Source organism: Marinobacter litoralis, assembly GCF_016427555.1.
GTDB lineage: Bacteria > Pseudomonadota > Gammaproteobacteria > Pseudomonadales > Oleiphilaceae > Marinobacter > Marinobacter litoralis_A.
On record NZ_JAELVS010000001.1, the window covers coordinates 412541 to 428298 of the forward strand.

16 protein-coding genes are annotated in these 15758 nt (G+C 56.1%); 7 read left to right on the forward strand and 9 right to left on the reverse strand.

What is annotated here, in order from left to right:
• Window positions 1-37: 37 nt before the first annotated feature.
• Together JAO79_RS01885 and JAO79_RS01890 are read left to right on the forward strand one after the other, a co-directional pair.
• Window positions 38-934 carry an alpha/beta fold hydrolase gene (locus JAO79_RS01885; RefSeq protein ID WP_199005470.1) on the forward strand — a complete coding sequence of 299 codons (897 nt, stop codon included), beginning with the start codon at window positions 38-40 and terminating at the stop codon, window positions 932-934.
• A gap of 128 nt (window positions 935-1062) precedes the next feature.
• Window positions 1063-2106, forward strand: coding sequence for an AraC family transcriptional regulator (locus tag JAO79_RS01890; protein WP_199005471.1), 1044 nt, complete (start codon window positions 1063-1065; stop codon window positions 2104-2106).
• A gap of 10 nt (window positions 2107-2116) precedes the next feature.
• On the opposite strand, the gene queE is transcribed toward JAO79_RS01890, so the two are convergent.
• Window positions 2117-2776: a 7-carboxy-7-deazaguanine synthase gene (queE, locus tag JAO79_RS01895; protein WP_199005472.1), complete on the reverse strand. Its 660-nt coding sequence runs from the start codon at window positions 2774-2776 to the stop codon at window positions 2117-2119.
• Window positions 2776-3441 carry a 7-cyano-7-deazaguanine synthase QueC gene (queC, locus tag JAO79_RS01900; RefSeq protein WP_199005473.1) on the reverse strand — a complete coding sequence of 222 codons (666 nt, stop codon included), beginning with the start codon at window positions 3439-3441 and terminating at the stop codon, window positions 2776-2778. The genes queE and queC overlap by 1 nt, the downstream gene beginning before the upstream one ends.
• Before the next feature lie 118 nt (window positions 3442-3559).
• On the opposite strand from queC, the gene JAO79_RS01905 reads away from it, so the two are divergent.
• Window positions 3560-4102: a hypothetical protein gene (locus tag JAO79_RS01905; RefSeq protein WP_227664290.1), complete on the forward strand. Its 543-nt coding sequence runs from the start codon at window positions 3560-3562 to the stop codon at window positions 4100-4102.
• On the opposite strand, the gene JAO79_RS01910 is transcribed toward JAO79_RS01905, so the two are convergent.
• Window positions 4071-4322, reverse strand: coding sequence for a hypothetical protein (locus JAO79_RS01910; RefSeq protein ID WP_227664291.1), 252 nt, complete (start codon window positions 4320-4322; stop codon window positions 4071-4073). The genes JAO79_RS01905 and JAO79_RS01910 overlap by 32 nt on opposite strands.
• Before the next feature lie 543 nt (window positions 4323-4865).
• Here JAO79_RS01910 and JAO79_RS01915 point away from each other — a divergent pair.
• Window positions 4866-5138, forward strand: a complete 273-nt coding sequence (locus JAO79_RS01915; protein WP_199005474.1) for a hypothetical protein — start codon at window positions 4866-4868, stop codon at window positions 5136-5138.
• Between the two features lie 29 nt (window positions 5139-5167).
• Here the strand turns inward: JAO79_RS01915 and JAO79_RS01920 are convergent, their stop codons facing one another.
• From JAO79_RS01920 to JAO79_RS01930, 3 genes are read right to left on the reverse strand one after another with little or no spacing between them, the layout of a single operon-like run.
• Window positions 5168-5581, reverse strand: a complete 414-nt coding sequence (locus JAO79_RS01920) for a response regulator (protein WP_199005475.1) — start codon at window positions 5579-5581, stop codon at window positions 5168-5170.
• A 27-nt stretch (window positions 5582-5608) separates the two neighbouring features.
• A complete protein-coding gene (locus JAO79_RS01925; RefSeq protein WP_199005476.1) occupies window positions 5609-6166 on the reverse strand; it encodes a hypothetical protein in 558 nt (185 codons plus the stop codon).
• Window positions 6163-9657 (reverse strand): 7TM diverse intracellular signaling domain-containing protein, encoded by a 3495-nt coding sequence (locus tag JAO79_RS01930; RefSeq protein ID WP_199006597.1) that lies wholly within the window; start codon window positions 9655-9657, stop codon window positions 6163-6165. Before JAO79_RS01930 ends, JAO79_RS01925 begins: the two co-directional genes overlap by 4 nt.
• Window positions 9658-9800: 143 nt before the next feature.
• Between JAO79_RS01930 and JAO79_RS01935 the strand changes: the two genes are divergently transcribed.
• Complete coding sequence (locus JAO79_RS01935) at window positions 9801-10901, forward strand: hypothetical protein (protein WP_199005477.1); 1101 nt, start codon at window positions 9801-9803, stop codon at window positions 10899-10901.
• Between the two features lie 3 nt (window positions 10902-10904).
• Here the strand turns inward: JAO79_RS01935 and JAO79_RS01940 are convergent, their stop codons facing one another.
• From JAO79_RS01940 to JAO79_RS01950, 3 genes are all read right to left on the reverse strand, one after another.
• Entirely contained in the window at window positions 10905-11132 is a 228-nt protein-coding gene (locus JAO79_RS01940; RefSeq protein WP_199005478.1) for a hypothetical protein, read from the reverse strand.
• A gap of 101 nt (window positions 11133-11233) precedes the next feature.
• Complete coding sequence (locus JAO79_RS01945; protein WP_199005479.1) at window positions 11234-12520, reverse strand: serine hydrolase domain-containing protein; 1287 nt, start codon at window positions 12518-12520, stop codon at window positions 11234-11236.
• A 72-nt stretch (window positions 12521-12592) separates the two neighbouring features.
• Entirely contained in the window at window positions 12593-13816 is a 1224-nt protein-coding gene (locus JAO79_RS01950) for a sensor domain-containing diguanylate cyclase (protein WP_199005480.1), read from the reverse strand.
• A 131-nt stretch (window positions 13817-13947) separates the two neighbouring features.
• Here JAO79_RS01950 and JAO79_RS01955 point away from each other — a divergent pair, with 131 nt between their 5' ends.
• On the forward strand, window positions 13948-14334 hold the full coding sequence (locus JAO79_RS01955) for a c-type cytochrome (protein WP_227664293.1): 387 nt from the start codon (window positions 13948-13950) through the stop codon (window positions 14332-14334).
• A 9-nt stretch (window positions 14335-14343) separates the two neighbouring features.
• Window positions 14344-15756: a D-arabinono-1,4-lactone oxidase gene (locus JAO79_RS01960; RefSeq protein ID WP_199005481.1), complete on the forward strand. Its 1413-nt coding sequence runs from the start codon at window positions 14344-14346 to the stop codon at window positions 15754-15756.
• Window positions 15757-15758: the final 2 nt, after the last annotated feature.

Sequence of the window (15758 nt, forward strand, 5' to 3'; positions counted from 1 at the left end):
ACTGACATTCGATACATCGTGATCAGGTGAGGCTACCATGAAATTTCCAACTCCCGACGTTTGGCCGTTGGCCCGCACCGGCCAGCGTTGGCTACTGCGAGCAAAACGCCGGGAAACCTCGGTGGATGGTCATCGGATGGTGTATCTGGAGCGCGGCAAAGCCCGGCCAGGCACGCCGACACTGGTGCTGCTGCATGGCTTTGCCTCGATGAAGGAAAACTGGGCCTTCTGGATGCAACTGCTGCCTTCGCACTGGCACTTGTTGGTACCGGATTTGCCGGGCCTCGGAGAAAGCGAATACCGCCCCGAGGCCAATTACGGCTACGAGAGCCAGGCCGAGCGTCTTGGCCACTGGCTGGCGGACTACAACAGCAACAATGTGCATATTGCGGGCAGTTCCATGGGCGGCGCAATTGCCGCACTGCTGGCCCACCAACTGGCGACACCGCCCCGAACGGTCACCCTGCTCAACAGCGCAGGTATTCCGGAATCACCGGGCATGGAGCACCTTGCGCCGGTACGCCCGACCACAGATTCCGTGCTCATTCCGAGCGATTGGAGCGGCGTTTATCGAATGTTCAACAGCGTCGGCAACGGCAGACCCAGCGTTCCCGGCCTCGCCATGACCGGCTTGTTAGGTCCTGACCTGATGAAACGGCGCCATGCGTTGCAACATATTTTTAACGACATGGTCGCCGATCCAATGGCTCCCACCCGTTACCTTGGCAGGCAAGCCATCCCTGTGCAGGTGCAGTGGGGCGATCGCGATACGATCACGCCGGCCCGCTGTGTTGACTGGTTGAAAAAAACCATGCCTGACGCCGACATACACGTGTTCCGAGGCGTTGGACACCTGCCCATGATCGAGAACCCGAAGCGCTCCGCGGCGGTTCTGGCTGGCTTCGTAGAGCGCCACAACAATCAGGTCGATTAGTTCCACAGTGGTCCCGAATTGGCCTCTTCAGCTAATTGACCCGTCATCCAAGTCATGTGACTAAGGCAACTAACGCGCCATAATCCCAGCCACTCACATAACAATAACTGCCATTATCGAGGAAACTCATGGGCGTCTCAGTTTCTAACACACAGGATCTGGGCATGCCGGCCATCTATCTTCACACTCTGGCCGAGCTGCTCCACACTATTGGAGTGGATGAAAGGGACTTGATTCAGCGCGTCGGGCTGGACCCTGCGCGACTGAAATCCACCGATCTCAGAGTCAGCGAGGCCCAGGCGGCGGAATTCGTCACCCGAGCCATTGTTGAAAGCGGCGAGCCAGGGTTAGGTATCTTGCTGGCGCGGGAACTAGAGTTGCCGTTACATGGCGCTCTGGGTACAGCTGTCATGAGCAGTCGCACGCTTGAAGAAGCCCTTGAGCTAGTCACCCGTTATCTGACTCTTCGGGTACCTCACTTAAAAGTTGAAAAACACATGGCCGGGTCCAGTGTCTGGTATGCGATCAACTGCGAGGCCCAACTCGGCTCAATCCTCAGTTTCATATTGGATGCCGTATTATTCGGTTGCATCTCGATGGGCACCCAGTTGCTGGGGACCACGCTCCCGGGGCTGCGCATCATGAGACGAGGCCCGGAACCAAGCCATTTTCACCGGTTCCGGCGCATGATCGGCGTGCCCGTGGAGTTCGGCGCCAGCGAAGACGCGCTGGTGGTGCCAATCAGCCATCTCAGCCACCCGACCCGTTTCAGCAATCAGCATCTGGCCGAAACGTCACGAGAGGAATGCGAGCAAGCTCTGCAGCAGCTGGAAGAAGTTTCCGGTGTGGCCAGCAAAGTGCGCAGAGTGATCGAAGCCAGCCACCCGTTTCCACCTAAACTGGCGCGAGCCGCCAGCACACTGTTCGTCTCGGAGCGAACACTGAAACGACGTTTGCAGGAGGAAGGAGCCAGCTTTCAGAGCCTGGTGGATGAAGTCCGTCTGGAACGCGCCCAGGACTTGCTGGAAAACACCACCATGAACCTGACCCAGATCGCCGATGCTCTGGGTTACGCGGATGCGGCGAATTTCACCCGGGCCTTCAAACGCTGGACCGGTAACAGCCCGAGCCAGTACCGGATCGCCAACTCGAATCTGGCAAAGCAGGCCTGATCCGCGCCCATCAATCGATCCCGATGATCTTGTGCATCTGCAAGGTTAGTCGCCACTGGGGATTGGCCAGGCAATAATCCGTGGCCTTGCGGGTATTGCTCTGTTTGACCGCATCCTCCGCCTGCTCGGGCAGCGACGGCGAAGCCTTGGGCGACAGGAAGTAATGGTCCGCCTGTATAGCCTCCAGAAACCGCTCTGGCATAGCCAGCGGTTGCGGGTACACCAGCTTCAGCTCATTGCACTTGGTGATGACCACTTCCGCATCGGCCTTGGGGCTGACACACAACCAGTCGATGCCCGGTGGGGCGGGAAGGGTGCCATTGGTTTCGACGCCCACTTCGAACCCCGCGCGATGGAGGGCTGCGATCAACGTGGCATCCAATTGCAATAACGGCTCACCGCCGGTGCATACCACGTAAGGCCTGCCCGATCCCGACGGCCAAAGTGACTGGATATGAGCCGCCAGCGCTTCGGCTGTTTCAAATACGCCACCGTTCTGGCCATCGGTCCCGACAAAATCCGTATCGCAAAAGTTACACACCGCTTTGGCCCGGTCGCGCTCACGGCCATTCCACAAGTTGCACTTGCTGAACCGGCAAAACACTGCGGCACGGCCCGCCTGAGCTCCTTCGCCCTGCAAGGTGTAAAACGCTTCTTTAACCCGGTACATCAGGCACCACGCTCATAGGCCAGAGGATCTTCAATGCCATGGGCGGCGAACGCTTCCAGCCGCTCAACACACGAGCCGCAGCGGCCACAGGCCTTATCGCGGCCGTTGTAACAGGTCCAGGTCTGGCCGTAATCCAGCCCCAGTTTCAAGCCTTCCGCCAGAATCTCGCCCTTGTCCAGCATCATGAACGGCGCTTTTACGGCAACCGGCTCATAGTTGGCTACCCGGCATACGGCGTCCATTTTCTCGACAAACTCAGGGCGGCAATCGGGATAAATTGCATGGTCGCCGCCGTGGGCCCCATACCAGACTGCCTGCGCATTCACCGTAACCGCATAACCGGTCGCCAGCGACAGCAGAATCATATTTCGATTGGGGACAACGGTGGCTTTCATGTTGTCTTCTTCGTAATGACCTTCCGGTACCTCTTCATCCGAGGTCAGAGCCGAGCCCGACATCACCTCGCTCATGGCCCGAATGTCGATCACCTTATGGGGAATGCCCTCGGCTTCACACACAGCCCGCGCAGCGTCCAGCTCCCGCACGTGGCGTTGGCCATAATTGAACGACAGGGCGTGTACCTTGTGCCCTTGAGCGCGCGCAAGATGAAGCAGGGTAAAGGAGTCCATGCCTCCGGAATAAATAACAACAACTGTGTCAGTCATGGAGCGATCACCGGGATAAATGAGGAATTGTCATCGAGGTTATAGATAGCGCGGATATATTGTAACAGCGCTGGCGCCTCTTGGGTTCGCACGGAAGAAAGATCAGGAGTAAACTCAGATGAAAATCGACAACAATCAGCGCCTATTCATGACCGTTACGACGAAACCGGCATTTATCGATTTCGAAGCCTCCAGTCTGGACCTGATCGCGGGTTACCCCATAGAGGTGGGCGTATGCCTGGCGGATGGCTCGCAACACAGCTGGCTGATTGATCCGCATAAATCCTGGCACGACTGGTCATCCGGGGCGGAAGCGATTCACGGCATCAGCCGACAGGAACTGGAAGAACATGGCAAGCCGGTCTCGTACGTTGCGGAGCAGCTCAATGCGATACTGCCAGAACAGGTTTTCTGCGATGCCTGGACTTTCGACAGTTTCTGGCTGCACCGGCTCTTTCGTGCGGCGGGCATTTCGCCCGCCTTCCAGCTGGAATCCATTTCTATGCTGCTTAATCCGGAACAGGTCCAGCAATGGCCGGCCATGCGCCGGCAAGTGATCGAGGAGCTGGGGTTGCCGGTTCACCGGGCCTCCAACGATGCCTTGATCCTTCACCGGACCTGGCAGCGAGTTATTTGCTCGGGTGAAGTCGAAGCGCGATAACTTCCAGACCCTTGCGCGCTGTGTGCAGAGTCCAGAATGTCGCGATGGCCATCAAGCCTGCGCCAACCATGGTAAAGGTCAGGTTTTCCCCCACCGATTGCCCCTGAGCCATCAACAGGTAAACGGCAACCGCAACAACCAGTGCAATTTCCACGATAAAGTCAGACACAAATTTCTTAACGGCGCGTGCGCGGTCTTCGGGCATTTTCTTAGGTTTCAACCTCTTCGTTCGTTACAGTTAGTCGATCTTTAGTGTGCAAATTATCGCCAATTTGAAATCTTTAAGCTGTACGAACTAGTGGCTACGAACTAACCGAGATGGCTGTTTTTCAGGCAAAAAAAAGCGCAGCCATAAAGACTGCGCCAGAAAGGAGAGATCCAATCGACGCCTGGGCAGGCGTCGCGGATTACACAACGTAAAAACACGTGACGCTGCGAATAGTAAGGCTGTGACCTATACCTGTCTGTACGCGTTTGCCGAATCGCACAGGCTATTGCAAACGCCGTAATTGGCTATACACTGAGAGCTGAACCGAATTCAAAGAGCTGATATGACCATCATGCGTTTCCAACACAGTATTTCCGCAATCGCAGGTTGCCCGGTAGGGCAGGCTCAGCGTGCCATGGTGAAAGACATCTAACGGCTTTCGGTCAAGTCCCGGGAGCCATTGCAGCGACCGGGAGCAGCTTCTCTGCCAAACCCCGGTTGCCTCAGGCTCCGGGGTTTTCTGTTGTTGCAGCAGCAAAAGGCAAGGAGAAGACAATGAAAAGACAATCAGTGAGGCGGGCCGCTAACCAGCCAATCAGCAACCGCAATGCCCCGGTCAAAAGACCAGAGAAGCTGCCGCTACTCGATGCCATTTGCAAAAAGCTGAATCAGCGCGTCAATCTCGACGATGAACAGCGCGTGCTGGGTGTGTACGAACGAGGCTGGATCTTTAATGGTGTGTTGAGCAACCTCGACGGCGCCGAGGCTCGTTACGTCAGAGCACTGGCAACCCGCTACAACTCATGGATTGCCCGCCAGGTCGCGTGATTTACACGACCGGCCAACGACTGAACCGGTTAATGGTGCCGGTTCAGTCCTTCAATAACGGCCATATCGCCACCATGTACCATGGCAAAGTTATTGACCACATCGTGGATCTTTTCCTGTGAATACGGTTTTACAACGTAACCGTTTGCTCCTGCGCTGATAGCCCGCTGAATACTCTCGATCGAGTCATCGGCCGTCACCAGCACAATGTGCTGCTCCTTTCTCTCGGCTTTGAACGCCGTCATCAGTTCATGACCATCGCCATCCGGCAAACCCAGATCCAGCAACACGATGTGAAACTGGCTGGCATCGAACGCCGCTCGTGCTGATGCCGCATCGGCACACTCCATCACCTCTGTGGCGCCCGCTTTATGCAGCATGGCGACCAGTCGTTCCCGCATCAGCGCGTCGTCTTCAACCACCAAAACCCTAAGATCATTCATTCAGACATCTCCTGCATTATTCCGCCCTCAATAGCCATCGCTCTCGGTGCGTCGCGGCAAGTCCAGCGGTGGCTGTTTCGAGCTGTCCCGCGGCTGCGACATGGCATCCGCATAACGCAGCTCGGCATCGTTCGCTGTTGGCTCAGCCTCCCCCATCTGCACCAGAACATTGGCGATGCTAACGGCCGTAGAGTAAAGCGATATGGCAACAATCAGGAGAACCGGCTGGACAAAAGCGACAAAGCGCGGCACATCCGCGCTGGCTGTCATGCTCAGCAATAATATGATCGCTGGCCCCATTACCAAAAACAAAGTCAAAGCGATAAAGAATACTATACGCTCTTTATAGCGCCCCAGGTCCTGATTCGTTACCAGCCCGAGGACAAATTTTCCGATTGCCAGCCCGGCCAGAATGGCCGCTGCGATGCTCAGATCAGGTTGCATCAGGGTTTCGTAAAGGTTTCCGTCCCATAACCGTTGCATGGCAATCACCAAAAACGGAAACAAAACGAACAGGATATCGGCGTAGGTGCCATACATCATGCTTAACGAGTGCTGCTCCTGGCGGTGTCGGATATCGGTCATGAGTTCATTCCTGTGTCATTCCGGGTGTCGTGAGCGGCGCCTGACAAGGCCCGGGTTATCATGTCATTGAGTTTTTCGAGACCGGTGCGAATGCGCTGCCAATCGGGAGCGTCACTCTTGACGAGCTGCTCCAATACCGCCGCCTGCTCCGTCAGCAAAGGATACCCCATAGCACCCGCCGTGCCTTTCAGTTGATGGCTCTCAACCTGCAGGCGACTCAGATCCTTATTCGCCAGAGCTTCGTTCATACTTTGCCTCCGGTCTGCGAGGCCTGCCAGGAAGCGGGACGATAAATGCTCGAGGCCCTCATCCTCCGGGGCAGGCGCTTCAACCACCAGATACCGATCCAGCAGTGTCTGCAAGTGCATATCGCCGACGGGCTTGTTCAAGACCCCATCACAGCCTGCACGCACCAGCGCATCATTGTCCGATTGCGTGCCATCAGTAAACGCAATGATCGGCCGCCGGAAACCCGTTTGGCGCAAGAGTCGGGTGGCCTCGACACCGCCCATGCCCGCCACGTGCCTGTCCATCAGCACCAGATGTACGGAATCCGAGAGCGCTGTGCGCACCGCCTCCTCGGCGGTGTCGACCAGCACCGGCTCTACACCACTCCGCCGCAGCGCTCTCTCGACCATGCGACGGGTATTGTCATTGTCTTCCGCCACCAGCACGCGGCCTCGATATTGGGGCGCCACCGTTTTTTTCAGGTCGGAACCACTTTGCAGATAATGCGTCAGCGTTTGATAAAACTGTTTTTTGTCGATCGGTTTGGCCAAATGGCCGTTGCAGCCAGCCACGCGATAATCGGACAGATCTTCCGCCATCACGTTTGCCGTGAGCGCAATAACCGGGGTGTTGACGCCCGCCTCACGCAATGCAAGCGTTGCGTCCCGACCATTCATCACCGGCATCTGAATGTCCATCAAGATCAGGTCAAATGACTCTTTGGTGGCTTTCTCAAGCGCTTCGGCGCCATTGGTCACGTGTACCAGATCTGCCCCCGTCCGGCCCACCAGCAAAGACACCAGACCACGGTTCAGCTCATTGTCTTCCGCGCACAGAATACGGCCCTTCAGCGAGGGTGCTTCGACCATCGGCATCGATCTGCGTCGCTCAATGAATTCCGACGCGTCCCCCAGGAAGCGCACGTTGTCCAGCGCCCCGGTGTCTATTGTCACCTCGAACTCACTGCCTTCGCCGTAACGGCTGGTTGCCCGAATACTGCCGCCCAGCAACTCGGCCAAACGCCGAGAGATGCTCAGGCCCAATCCGGTACCGCCGTACTGCCGGGAAATAGCGCTGCTGCCCTGCGCGAACGGATCGAACAATCGCTCAATTTGCTCCGGCTTCATACCAATCCCGGTGTCGATCACCCGGGCCTGTAGAATCTCACGCTCGCGATCGCAGCGAATATTCAGCGAGATCATACCTTTTTCGGTAAATTTCAGGGCATTTCCGCACAAATTGATGATGATCTGGCGAAAGCGAGTAGGATCCGTATGAATTATTTCCGGCAACGGATATTCGCAAACGATGTTGAAATCCAAACCTTTCTGGACCGCTTTGGAGTCAAAAAAGGCCCGTATCTCCTCGAGCATTTCCGGTAAATTGACCGGTACCACGTCAACATCGAGTTTATTGGCATCAATTTTAGAGTGGTCCAGAATGTCATTCACCAACTCCAGCAAATGGCGACCGCTTCGCACCACAGTCTCCGCGCTGGCGCGTTTCTGACGGTCACTCAGATCTGCATCCAGCAGCGTTTCCCCGTATCCGATGATGGCCGCCAGCGGCGTTCGGATTTCGTGACTCATATTTGCCAGAAACTGACTTTTCGCCTGAGCTGAGTTACGGGCCAGCTCTTTCTCAAGCCGTTCCTGCTCTCGCTCCCGTTCAATCTGCAGTCGCTGCTGACTCTCGGTTGCATCAATACAGGTGCCCTCCAGATGCATCGGCAATCCTTCTTCGTCGTACACCGTGTGCAACGAAATGGTTGCCCAACGCTCTTCGCCGGTCCGGGTCCTGTAATGTGCGCCCACGCCTTTGACCGTGCCCTTGCTTTCCAGTTGTTGCACCACCAGATGTCTCAGCTGATCATCGCCGATACAAGCTTCCAGCACATCGGGATTGGCTTGCAGCAACTCTTGATTGCTGCGATAGCCCAATAATTCGGCCATGGCCGGATTGGCGGTAATGAAACGGCGGTTCGGCGACATCTGGAAAACGCCTTCATTAACGTTATCGAACAGGGATTGATAACGCCGCAGATTGGCCAGCGCTTTCTGACTCCAGGACAAGGCTTCGCCTTGTACCAGTTTGATGCGATCTGCCAACGCAAACGATAACAAGATAACCTGTGCCGTCAGGCCTATCTGAGGTGAAAAGCTGGTAAAGGTGTTGAGCGGGAAATAACCAAGCATTGTCAGGCCGTATAGCCCGAATCCCGCCGAAGCCGCCAGCCAGCCAAAAAAGTGCGCGCGCGCAGCCGGGTTGAAATAACGCCACGACAGGAAACTCACTGCCAGTACGGTACTGATCACCAAAATCGTGCCTACCACGATCCATTCCATGGTGACGGAATAGGGCATGAACAAGGCCATGACAAATGTCGCCACAACGCCGTATAGGACAACCATCAGCACCCTGTCGAGATCGGGCGACCTTTCCCGGGTTTCCAGCAACGCCCGTGCAAATAGCGCACCGAAGAACCAAGTCAGAATCACATGAAAAGGCAGGTACTCCTTGCTCAGCAGCGCCGGCCTTCGATCAAATATCTGCACGCCATGAACCTGCTCCGTGATGGTAAACAGCATCGCCGAAACCAGATAGAGCAGGTAATAGATGTTGCTGCGCTCGCGCACTGAGACCGCGACGAACAGGTTGTAGGCAAGAATCGCGAGAATCCCGCCAAGCAAGATTCCACGGACACTTTCATCCACCGAAAGCTTGGCGGTATAGCTGTCCCGGGGCCAAAGCGTGATAGGCAAACGGAAAGTATTGGTATTGGTTACACGCAAGAAGATGGTCGAAGGTGTGTCCGACTGAAACGCAAGATGGAAGGCTGGGTTCGGAACCGCCAGATCCCGCTCGTCCCAGTTATCGTGATAGCCCGCACGCCGGGTTTGCACAACGCGCCCCTCTCGCACATGGTACAGGCGTACATCGTCAACCAGAGGTAAGGCCAACTCAAGAATCCAGTCCTCTGAACCTGTCAGGTCGCGGGTGTTTATGTCCAGCCTCAACCAGTACGCGGACTCGGTGTAGCCAAAGTTCAATACACCTTCGTCATGCCGGTTGAAGTGTGCAGGGGGCAAGGCAACGATCTGATCAAACGTCAGGCTTTGGTCCGGATCCTCGAGATAAGCCAGGCAGCCATTCAGGTCTCGTACGCCTTCCGAACCCTCACCCAGTGACAAAACGCCATTACGGCAACCGGCCTGCGCAACAGTCAGGGAAGGAAAGGCAAATGCAGCCAAAACCAGAAACATCAGGAAGACCCGTCCCCGGGTGTCGCCAAACCGTTGCTGCAAAATGTGATCTCCGAGCGGGCAGCTGTCTGCTTTATGGTTTATTGTCAGCAGTCATCACTTTAGCTGTTCGCACTGGTTTTCGCACCCTGAGGTCGCCTGAAATGAGATCTGCCTTGCTCTATGCCGCGCTTTCCTTGGCTGTCATCACGCTTTCGGGCTGCGGGTCAGACAGCTCGGGCTCGTCTGCACTGAACCCTGCCAGCAATGTCGATCTCACCTTTTCAACCTTTGATCTGGCCAATACACCTCAGGCACCGGAAACTCTCACGTACACGCTTTTCAGCGATTACTATTCGGGTATAGAGCCCACCGGAGCCGATGACACTGAGCAGAATCGCCAAACCGCCAACGATATTCGGCGCCATATCGATATCTTCATCAGAGCCACCCCCGCCGAGGATGGCATCAGCTACACCAAAGTCAGAAACCCTCTGGATTTGATGAACCAGATCATCAGTGTGGGCAATGTCCGCAACTTCGACGAAGGGCGCCAGTATATCAGCGACCGCATCGGTGAAAGCGCCGCGGGCACCTATAACTCACGCAGTGCCGGTGCCAGCATCCGTTTCACCGATCAGGCGGCCACCAATGCTCAGCTGGCCCTCAACGAGCGCGAGTGGCGCTACCAGACACTCGACTGGCGCTATGTTCCCAAGACAGCAAATGAAAGCAGCCTGGATGAAAAGGTCTATCGCACCATCCAATACATCGCTCGCCCTGTCGATGCTGCTCAGCAAGATCAACAGCCGGAATTGCTTAGCCTGCTTGCCGGAGCGAGATTTGGCGCACCGGATTTTAGCGCGACCGGTTACAACCAACCGGAACTGGCCACGGCCGATTTCGTCAGTCGCAATCACGGTGGCATTGAGTTTCGTCAGGAATTCATCGGTGAAGAGGAGAAGGACACGCTGTTCATTAAAAACAGCCCGCAGCCGGTCATCAATTTCCGTCGCCACGGGGTTTTGCTGGACAATGAAAATCCAGACTGCCAACGAGTCGAGTTAAATTACGCGGGAAGTCAGGTGCAAATCTACACCTCGGACGACGAGCCGGCCAGAATAAATGACCAGGGAGAAAATCCGGATGATTATGAAAACCCGGAAGATGTGCCAACCGTTGCCAACCCCGACTACTGTGCCAACCAGAGCGAAGATCAGGCAAAAATCGTTTGGAGTACAGTGCCTACAGCTGACCGCCAATAGGCACTACATATCCCAGTTTTGCAAAAAGCCACGCTTGCGCTCGATCATCCGTTCATAGGCTGTAATGATAATCTCGGCGTGCGGGGCTTGCGTCAGCCTCAGGGCTTCGATCCGACGCTCGAGCTTGCGGACCTCATCGCTCACTTGCTGGCGCACGTGCGAGCGGACGCTGTCGTACTGCCCCAGTTCGACGCGAGAAGCATCGGGCATCGGTATATTTGATCGGTTCATACAGTGGCACCTCATCCATTGAGATCATTGGCAATCCTAAACCTGATTGCCATCCTGCCAAACTGTCAGACAAAAAACAATAAATTGAACAAGCTTTCATTTTAAGCGGGTGTCAGCCGCCTTTCTTGCTCCGGCAGTATCGGAAACTGCTTGGTGACAGTATAGACGAACCGGGCGAGCGCTGGGATGTGGTGACCCACAATCGGGAAGCCGGTGTTCAGCAGGCTGACCGAAATATCTCTGGCGGAGTCGGCCCAGCACATTTTGTTGATCAGGCCGATATGGCCAAACGCGTGGCGGCTCTGCGGGCCCCAAAGGCCAACCGGGTTCCCCCCCAGCATCATGCCCGCACTGAATCGCATGGGCACCAACATGGTTCGGTCGAGCTGCATGGAACCGAATTGCTGGATCGCCCGACGAATCGTCAGCTCGCTGCAAATACGTTTGCCTTGCCACATACCGCCGTCCAGCATCATCTGGAAAAAGCGGTTCATTTCTTCGGCTGTACCACACAGGTTGCCCGCCGGAATGACCGCTTCCTGAAAACGCGGGTCGTTGGTGACCTGTTCAACGGTTTTGATATCACCACCCAAGGCTCGGTTTACCACCCAAGACACCGGGAAACGCGGTGTCGGGCCGGTGGCGTAATTCGACGCCAGTTCATGCAAATGGTCCTGAGCCACGCCATAGGTGAACCATTTCATGCCCATGGGCTTACGCAAATATTTGTCCAGATAATTCTCGATGGTGTCGCCGGTGACTTTCTCCAGCACCCGCTGAAGCACAAAACCGCCGGTAATCGCATGATAGGCCACCTTGGCACCATCTACTTCCACCGGTTTGGCCTCACACAACAAACGCCACACTTCGTCCCGGTCCCACAGCACATCGATGGGGGTATCTTTCGCAATGGCGGGAATGCCACCCCGGTGCGACAAAATCTGATGCACGGTGATGGTGCGCTTGCCGTTCTTCGCAAACTCGGGGCAGTAGTACGACACGGGGTCCATAAGATTGACCAGACCTTGCTCCGCCAACATGTGCATCAGCAACGCGGTCACGGCCTTGGACGCCGAGAAGTAGCAAATCGGGGTTTCCGTGCTCATCGGAATTTTCGGTGCATTCGAGCCATCATTCGGGCCGTTGCCGTGAACGTGACCGATGGACCGGTGCAACACCTGTTCACCGCGATACCTTAGCGAGAGCTGTATACCGGGATGAACGCCGGTGCGATACAGCGCCTCAACACTCTGCCAGATAGACTCCACCGCACCTTGAGACAGATGGACACGCTCCGGGTGCTCGCTTGCGCTGTCGCGAAAGGTGATGGAAGAAAGGTCATGAGGAACTTTGCAGGTGTGCAAAGCACGGCGGGCGAGTGAATGCATAACAAGCGCCTTTTTGTTATCAGAGTGTCGGGTTTCGCTTCCTCCGGGAGCCATTACCCCTGAAGTACGATCTTATGTCGCTTCATTATGAATGGGCTGTGCTGGCTGCGCTATGGCCACGCAGTCACGGCCCTGCATTTTGGCCCGATACATCGCCTTATCGGCCTCTGCGGACAATTCGTCAGCATTGCTGCCGTGTACCGGGTACACCGCGACACCAATACTCGCCGTGACCGACACACATTCGCCAGACGGCAGGATAACCGGCTTGTGGCGGACGGCCTGGCGTAAACGCTCCGCTGTTTCCAAGGCTTCGGGTTGGCCCATCTCCGGCAACACCACCACAAACTCCTCACCGCCGAAGCGCCCTACGGAATCGACCGCCCGAACGCTGCTACCCAGCACCCAGCCGGCAGTGGATAGCACCTGATCACCGGCGGCATGGCCAAAACTGTCATTTACCTTTTTGAAATGGTCGAAATCGATCCACAGCACCGCTAATGACCGATGATAACGGTGCGCACGCTCGAGCTCTTCGGCCAGAACGCGACTTAACTCCCGACGATTCAGCAACCCCGTGAGTGAGTCTTTCGTGGCCAGCTCCTCCAATTCCTGCTCCAATGCCTTCCGTTTGGAAACATCCAGCACAATGCCTTCGAAAAACTCAGAACCATCGTCCTCGGTCAGCCCCGACCCTCTGGCCCAAACCCAAATCTGCCGGCCATCTTTGCGGGTGAGCGGAAATTCACTTGAAAAGAATCCTTGCTGGCGAATCGAATCAACCGCCTCTCGCGCAACGGCCAGACGACATTCTTCGTCAATCAGGCCTGCTTCGCTCAGAGAGCCTTTATTCATCAGCTCTTCCGCACTATAACCGGTCAGCTCTTCACAGCCATCGGAGATAAAGATAAAACTGCCTGGATAGTCGTTTCTGAAGCGGAAAGCCATGCCGGGTAGATTGTTCAGTAATATCGTCAACTGCCGCTCGTGCTGGCGCATGAGCTTGCGTTGGCGCACCTGCATCAGAAGCAGCAGCCGATCTTTATTCAGTTGGCGGTACACCACAATGAACAAGGTGAGGCCCGTCAACCCGACAAACAGAAAGCCTTTCCAGGTTTGAGCCTCGGACAGCGAACGGGCATCCGGAAACCAGGCCTCTGCCAATTGATCCGAAAACTCGATCCAGGCCAGACCCACCACGAAATACACCGCGGCGGCCCATAACGCACGGCCCAGCGGGCTACGGCCCAACTCCAGCGGCTCTGAACCGCTGTCCTTTGGTGTACCCTGATTCATGGAAGCACCTTGTCTGACACTCTTACCCTATCTTCAAAAATAGTCACTCGAGAATGCAGAGTCGAGCCTGACTTGCATTTAATGTCGAGTTAGTCAAAAATAAACGTGACACTCAATTACGTTTAAACAGCATGATGCGAATCCACCACCCACGGCTCTCTTTTTCGGGCACCATTCTAGCGGCGCTGGCTTTGACTCTGCTAACCGCCTGTTCCAATACGTCCCGCCCTTCAAAAGAGATTATCGAGTACGCCCGCTCAGCGACACCCGACAACCCTGAAACTGCGGAAATCTATCAGCGCTCGTGCATGGCTTGTCATGGCAACGGCACCTCCGATGCGCCACTGACAGGTGACCAAACCGCATGGCAACCCCGCATGGAAAAAGGCATGGACACACTGCAGAACAATGTTATCTCGGGAATAGGCGGCATGCCCCCTTATGGCCTGTGCATGGACTGCAACGCCGCCGAGTTTCAGGCGCTGATCACCTTCATGGCAAAACCCGCGCAGATTTAGGAACTCACCATGCAGCGACGGCATTTTTTGAATTTGCTGGTGGGCAGCGCCATCGCCAGCCAGGTTGGATGGCCCAGGATAGGCCATGCCCAAACGTCCTCCGGGCAGCAACCCACCACCGCCGGCCCGATGACCTGGCGCAACTGGTCCGGCTCACAGAGTTCCAACCCAAGCCACCGGCTGGCACCGCGGTCGGTCAACGAGTTGCTGGACATTCTGAGCGGCTCCGCTTATCGAGGTCGCGCCATTCGTCCCGTCGGCTCAGGGCACTCGTTTTCACCGCTGGTGCCGACCAACGATGTACTGGTGTCACTGGCCCGATTGAATGGCATCCTGGATCACGACGATGATCAGTGCCGTGCCCGCATCGCCACCGGCACACTGCTTGGCCAGCTTAGCCAACCTCTCGAGAACATCAATCAGGCGCTGTTTAACATGCCGGACATTGACCAACAATCTCTGGGCGGCTTACTAGCAACGGCAACCCATGGCACCGGAGCGGAACTGATGAGTTTGTCGGGCTATATAGAAGGCCTGACGCTGGTCACCGCGCAAGGGGATGTACTGGAATGCAGCCGGGACCAGAACCCCGACATTTTCCAGGCGGCACGAGTGGGGCTGGGCAGTTTGGGCTTCGTAACCGATGTCACGCTGCAAAACCGGCGCCCCTACCGGCTGAAGAAAACCACGGAATGGCTGCCGCTCGATGACATACTCGATAACGCCGACGCGCGCGCCAAAGCACACCGAAACTACGAATTCTTCTACATTCCGTTCTCGGGCATGGGCTTCACCAGCACTCACGACATCACCGATGAGCCGGTATCTGAAACCGAGGCCATCGATCAGAACGACGGTGCCCGGGATCTCCAGCAAGCCCGCGATTACCTGTCGTGGTCGCCCCGTCTGCGCCGGCTCATACTCGGCGGCTACATGCGCACCCTCAGCACCGAGGTAAAGGTGGCATCATCCTGGCAGAACTACACCAGCGCCAGGAATGTGCGCTTTAATGAAATGGAATATCACCTGCCAACAGACAACTGGCAAGCCGCGCTTCGAGAGGTGATTGATACCATCGAAAGTCAGTTCCCCGAGGTGTTTTTCCCCATCGAGGTAAGGTTCGTAAAGGCAGACGATGCCTGGCTTAGCCCCTTCTATCAGCGCGACTCGGTTTCGGTTGCGGTTCACCGGTTCTTTGAAGAAGACCACGCACCGTTATTCGAAGCCGTGGAACCGATTCTGAAGCGCCATGGCGGCCGACCACACTGGGGCAAGCTGAACACGCTCACCGGGGCTGATTTCGAAGACCTCTACCCCCAGTGGCAGGCGTTCTGCGAAGTGCGGGAGGCACTGGATCCGAACGGCCGTTTCCTGAATCCGTATTTGACCCGTCTGTTCCGTCAAAAAACGCACACGGGCTAAAT